A 5,438-nucleotide genomic window follows, 5' to 3' on the forward strand; every position below is an offset into this window, starting at 1 on the left:
GGTTGCGCCACAGCGAGGCGAAGAAGCGGCCACCGAGATCGGTCGAAGGATCGAGCAATTCCTTGAACCAGCCGATGCCGTTCCAGAAGAACTGGTTGTTGCCGAAGGTGTCCTGCACCGAATAGTTCACCACCGTCATCAGCGGCAGAATGGCGGAGAACGCCACCACCGCGAACACCGGCAGCACCAGGAACCAGGCCTTCTGGTTGACGGTCTTGTCCATCAGGCCGTCCCCTCGACCAGTCTGCTGTCGGCATAGACGTGGACATGCGCGGGATCGAACTTCAGCCCGGCCGTGCCATCGGCGACGGAAAGGCCGGAAGGCACGCGCGCGGCGAGCTTGACGTCGCCGACGCGCACGCGCGCGAAGCGGATACGGCCGAGATCGTCGATCCGCTCGATGGCGGCGGACAGCAGGCCGGGCGCCGGCGGCGCGACGTCGACGAATTCCGGCCGTACGCCGATCTCGATCTTGGCGCCCGCCGGCAGCGCGTCGTAGCTGCGCACGAGCGCGATGACGTGGCCATCGATGCGGGCCTGTCGTCCCTTCACCTCGGCCGGCACGATGTTCATGCCGGGCGAGCCGATGAAATAGCCGACGAAGGTGTGCGCCGGCTTCTCGAACAATTCGGCCGGCGTGCCGCTCTGCACGACGCGGCCGTCATGCATCACCACCACGGTGTCGGCGAAGGTCAGCGCCTCGGTCTGGTCGTGGGTGACATAGATCATCGTGAGGTCGAGCTCGCGGTGCAGCGCCTTGAGCTTGGAGCGCAACTGCCATTTCAGTTCGGGATCGATCACCGTCAGCGGCTCGTCGAACAGGATGGCGGCGACGTCGGAGCGCACCAATCCGCGGCCGAGCGAGATCTTCTGCTTGGCGTCGGCGGTGAGCCGCGTCGCCTTGCGCTTCAGCTCCGGCGTGAGGTCGAGCAGGCGCGCGATCTCGGCGACACGCTTGTCGATCTCGGCCTTCGGCACGCCGCGGTTCTTCAGTGGAAAAGCCAGGTTCTCGCCGACCGTCATGGTGTCGTAGATCACCGGGAACTGGAACACCTGCGCGATGTTGCGCTTCTGCGTCGACAGCGGCGTGATGTCGACGCCGTCGAACCGGATTTTTCCGCGCGTCGGCGGCAGGATGCCGGAGATCAGGTTCAGCAGCGTGGTCTTGCCGCAGCCGGAGGGGCCAAGCAGCGCATAGGCGCCGCCCTGTCGCCAGGTCATCGAGATCGGCTTCAGCGCGAAGCTTTCGGGATCGGCGTCGGGGCCGTGGTAGGATTGTGCGAGCTCGACGAGGTCAATGCGGGCCATCGTCTTTCCCCTATGCCGATCTGGGTGACGCGACGAGACGGCCCGCCGCGTCGAACACGAAGACGTTGTCGGGATCGAGGATCGCCTCCAGCGTCTGGCCGGGCTCGAACTCGTGCACGCCGTGCAGCACCGCGACCCAGTTGGTGGCGTCACGCGTCAGGTGGACAAAACTCTCCGAGCCGGTGATCTCCGTCACCGTGACCGTTGCCGGGAAGGCATGCCGGCCGGCCTGTCCGTTGGCGAGCTCCAGTTGATGGGCGCGGAAGCCGACACGGTAGTGGCCGTCGCCGAGACCCGCATAGAGGCCGGAAGCCGGCGCTGTGACGCCGCCGGAATATTGCACCGCGCCGTCACGCTTCTCGATCGCAACCGTGTTGAGCGGCGGATCGGAGAACACCTGCGCCACCCGCAGCGTGTCGGGATGGCGGTAGACCTTCGGCGTCTCGCCGACCTGCAGCACCTCACCTTCCCACATGCACACGGTGCGGCCGCCGAGCAGCAAGGCTTCCGAAGGCTCGGTGGTGGCATAGACGAAGATCGCGCCCGACGCCTCGAAGATGCGCGGCAGCTCGGCGCGCAATTCCTCGCGCAGCTTGTAGTCGAGATTGGCGAGCGGCTCGTCGAGCAGCACGAGATCGGCGCCCTTGACCAGCGCGCGGGCGATCGCGGTGCGCTGCTGCTGGCCGCCGGAGAGCTGCAGCGGCGTGCGCGACAGGAACGGCTCGAGCCGCAACAGCTTCACCGCCTCGCCAACGCGGCGCTCGATCTCCTCGCGCGGCCGGCCCTGCACCCGCAGCGGCGAGGCGATGTTCTCGTAGACGGTCAGCGAAGGGTAGTTGATGAACTGCTGATAGACCATCGCGACCGAGCGCCGGCGCACGTCGATGCCGGTGACGTCTTTGCCGTCGACCAGCACGCGACCGGAGTGCGGCTTGTCGAGGCCTGCCAGCAATCGCATGATCGAGGTCTTGCCCGACAGCGTCGGGCCGAGCAGCACGCTCAGCGTGCCCGGCTCCAGCGTGAGCGACACGTCACGGATGGTCGCCACGCCATCGACCAGCCGCGTGACATGATCGAGCGCGACGCTCATGGCCGCCCTCCCGCCTCGACCAGCGAGTTTTGCTGCGGCGCGCGGTTGGCCGACATCCAGGCATCGAGCGCCGCGATCTCGTCCGGCGACAGGCGCAAGCCGAGCTTGGAGCGGCGCCAGACGATGTCCTCCGCCGTCTCTGCCCATTCGGATGCCATCAGGTATCTCACCTCGGCCGCCGTCAGCGTCGCGCCGAAGGACGCGCCGAGATCGGCGAGCGATCTTGCGTCGCCGAGCAGGCGCGAGGCGCGCGTGCCATAGGCGTGCGCCAGCCGGTTGGCATGCTCCCGGGAGAGGAATGGGTGGTTGCGCTGCAGCTCGGCCGTGAGCGCCGGAAGCGCCGCGACATCGAACTCGCCGCCGGGCAGCGGCGTCTTGCCGGTCCAGCCCTCGCGCAGATTGGCGCTGCCGAGATGGGGCGCCAGCCGCTCCAGCGCCTCCTCGGCAAGGCGGCGATAGGTCGTGATCTTGCCGCCATAGATCGAGAGCAGCGGTGCGCCGCCGGGCATGTCGAGCTCGAACACATAGTCGCGGGTGGCGGCCTTGGCTTCGCTCGCGCCGTCGTCGTAGAGCGGCCGCACGCCGGAATAGGTCCAGACCACCTCGTCCGGGTGAACCGGCTTCGCCAGATATTCGCTGGCGGACGCGCAGAGATATTTGATCTCCTCGTCGGTCGCCTTCACCTTCGCCGGATCGCCCTCATAGTCGCGATCGGTGGTGCCGATCAGGGTGAAATCGTCCTGGTAGGGAATGACGAAGATGATGCGGCCGTCGGCGTTCTGGAACATGTAGGCGCGGTCGTGCTCGTAGAGTTTCCGCACCACGATATGTGAGCCCTGCACCAGCCGCACCTTGGCGCGCGCGTTGACGCCGGCGCCCGTCGCCAGCACGTTCTCGACCCACGGCCCACCGGCATTGACCAGCACCCGGGCGCGGATGATCGCGCGTTCGCCGCTGATGCTGCTTTCGGTGGTGAGCTGCCAGATGCCGTCGGTCTGCCTGATCTCGACGGCACGGGTGCGGGTACGGATGTCGGCGCCGCGGTCGGCTGCGTCGCGCGCGTTCAGGACCACCAGCCGCGCGTCGTCGACAAAGCAGTCGGAATATTCGAAGCCGCGGCTGTAGCGCCGCGGGATCAGGGGACGGCCGACCACATCCGTGGTGAGGTCGACTGTGCGGGTGGGCGGCAGCAGGTGCCTGCCACCGATGTGGTCGTAGAGGAACAGGCCGAGCCGGAGCAGCCAGGCCGGCCGCAGGCCCGCATGATGCGGCAGCACGAAGCGAAGCGGGCGGATGATGTGGGGCGCGATCTGCCAGAGGATCTCGCGCTCGATCAGCGCCTCGCGGACCAGGCGGAACTCGTAATATTCGAGATAGCGCAGCCCGCCATGCACGAGTTTCGTCGACCAGGACGACGTCCCGCTGGCCAAATCGTTCATTTCGCAGAGGAAAACGGTATTGCCGCGCCCGGCTGCATCGCGCGCGATGCCGCAGCCATTGACGCCGCCCCCAATGATCGCGAGGTCGAAAATCCGATCCAAAAGCGCTTCCCCCGGCGCCCGCCTTCGTTTTGGCGGTTTAGCTTTCGTTTTCGGTGTAATCACAACTGAATACGAAAGCAATGAAAAAAGTAGCAGATTGAGCCCAAGAATTGGGCAGCACCGTGGACACGATCGCTCAGCGAACGGAAGAGCCGGCCGTCAATGACCAACCAGGCTGGCGATGATCAAGGTCATTCCAACCAGTTCGAACGGCTTCAGCCGCTCACCCAGCGCAAAAGAAATGCCGCGCAGCCTCAGCCAGAGATGCAGCGCCAGCGCGCAATCGACACCCGGTACAGCCCCAGGGGCCAGCGGCGGGATTTCGACCACCGCGACGCGGGCGAAGAAGAACGAGCCGCCGCAGAGCAGACCCAGCAGCAGGAGCTGTCCCCAGTCGCCCGCCGACATCGACCGCAACACCGCCCTCGTGTGCAGCGCACTTCCCTGCCGAATCAAGTGAACGTTCACACGTATAGAGCATAAATACCGGCGTCTTCTGCTGAAATGACGCAGGCCCTGGATCATTTTTTCATGCAATGGTCCGCAGGGAGAATTTCGCTAGCGCAGCCGGACCACGGGCGACGGAGCCGTCACGTCCGATGCTTCCGCGTCGGACGCATCGGCCTCATCGGAGCCGGCATTCGGCATCGCCTCGATCACCTGGATGCCGCGCGAATGGCAGATGTTCGCCAGACCGGCCGGCAGCGCCGCGTCGGTGACGAAGGTCTGGATCTGGCTCATATGCGCGATGCGCACCGGCGCCGAGCGGGTGAACTTGCTGGAGTCGGCGACCAGCATCACACTGCGCGCGTTGGCGATGATCGCCTGCGCCACCTGCACCTCGCGATAGTCGAAGTCGAGCAGCGCGCCCTCCTCGTCGATCGCGGACGCGCCAATGATGGCGTAGTCAACCTTGAACTGGCCGATCAGCTGCGTCGCGGTCGAGCCGACCACGGCGCCGTCGGCGCGGCGCACCGCGCCGCCCGCGACGATCACCTCGATGCGCGGATGCCGATAGAGCAGCATCGCGACGTTGAGGTTGTTGGTGATGACGAGCAGGTCTTCGTGCGAGGTCAGTGCGCTCGCGACCTCTTCCGTCGTCGTGCCGATATTGATGAAGAGCGAGCAACCGTTCGGGATCAGCGCGGCCGCCGCGGCGCCGATTGCCTTTTTTTCCTCGGCGGCGACGAAGCGGCGCGCCTCATAGGCGAGGTTTTCGACGCCGGAGGCGATGATGGCCCCGCCATGGATACGGGTCAGTGAGCGCTGCTCGCAGAGATCGTTGAGGTCCTTGCGGATGGTTTGCGCCGACACATCGAAGCGGCGGGCGAGATCTTCCACCAGCACCCGGCCCGAGGCGCGGGCAAGATTGAGGATTTCGGTCTGGCGATGCGATAGTCCCGTCACGGCGGCGCCCTCGGTTCGTGGCGCCAAGGTAACGGTGGTTGTGAGGCGCGGTCAACGCGCGAGATAGGTTAACGCCGCACAGAAGGCGCTGA

Annotated in this window: 5 protein-coding genes and 1 pseudogene; all 6 read right to left on the reverse strand. The window is 66.1% G+C overall.

Features of this window, described 5'->3' with window-relative positions; genetic code table 11:
• A pseudogene (locus JOY90_RS08915) lies at window positions 1-223 on the reverse strand (sugar ABC transporter permease); the annotation flags it as partial.
• Window positions 223-1,308, reverse strand: a complete 1,086-nt coding sequence (locus JOY90_RS08920) for an ABC transporter ATP-binding protein (protein WP_291690776.1) — start codon at window positions 1,306-1,308, stop codon at window positions 223-225. The pseudogene JOY90_RS08915 and the gene JOY90_RS08920, both read right to left, overlap by 1 nt.
• 10 nt (window positions 1,309-1,318) lie before the next feature.
• Complete coding sequence (locus JOY90_RS08925) at window positions 1,319-2,398, reverse strand: ABC transporter ATP-binding protein (RefSeq protein WP_291690777.1); 1,080 nt, start codon at window positions 2,396-2,398, stop codon at window positions 1,319-1,321.
• Complete coding sequence (gene glpD, locus JOY90_RS08930) at window positions 2,395-3,939, reverse strand: glycerol-3-phosphate dehydrogenase (protein ID WP_291690778.1); 1,545 nt, start codon at window positions 3,937-3,939, stop codon at window positions 2,395-2,397. The genes JOY90_RS08925 and glpD overlap by 4 nt, the downstream gene beginning before the upstream one ends.
• A 159-nt stretch (window positions 3,940-4,098) precedes the next feature.
• Window positions 4,099-4,356 carry a hypothetical protein gene (locus JOY90_RS08935; RefSeq protein WP_291690779.1) on the reverse strand — a complete coding sequence of 86 codons (258 nt, stop codon included), beginning with the start codon at window positions 4,354-4,356 and terminating at the stop codon, window positions 4,099-4,101.
• A 141-nt stretch (window positions 4,357-4,497) separates the two neighbouring features.
• On the reverse strand, window positions 4,498-5,346 hold the full coding sequence (locus tag JOY90_RS08940) for a DeoR/GlpR family DNA-binding transcription regulator (RefSeq protein WP_291690780.1): 849 nt from the start codon (window positions 5,344-5,346) through the stop codon (window positions 4,498-4,500).
• Window positions 5,347-5,438 lie beyond the last annotated feature (92 nt).

The organism is Bradyrhizobium sp. (assembly GCF_019242285.1).
GTDB lineage: Bacteria > Pseudomonadota > Alphaproteobacteria > Rhizobiales > Xanthobacteraceae > Bradyrhizobium.

Bases quoted from the DNA above. Each gene is read 5' to 3' on its own strand.
- JOY90_RS08920 (WP_291690776.1), bottom strand. From the start codon at position 1,308: ATGGCCCGCATTGACCTCGTCGAGCTCGCACAATCCTACCACGGCCCC.
- JOY90_RS08925 (WP_291690777.1), bottom strand. From the start codon at position 2,398: ATGAGCGTCGCGCTCGATCATGTCACGCGGCTGGTCGATGGCGTGGCG.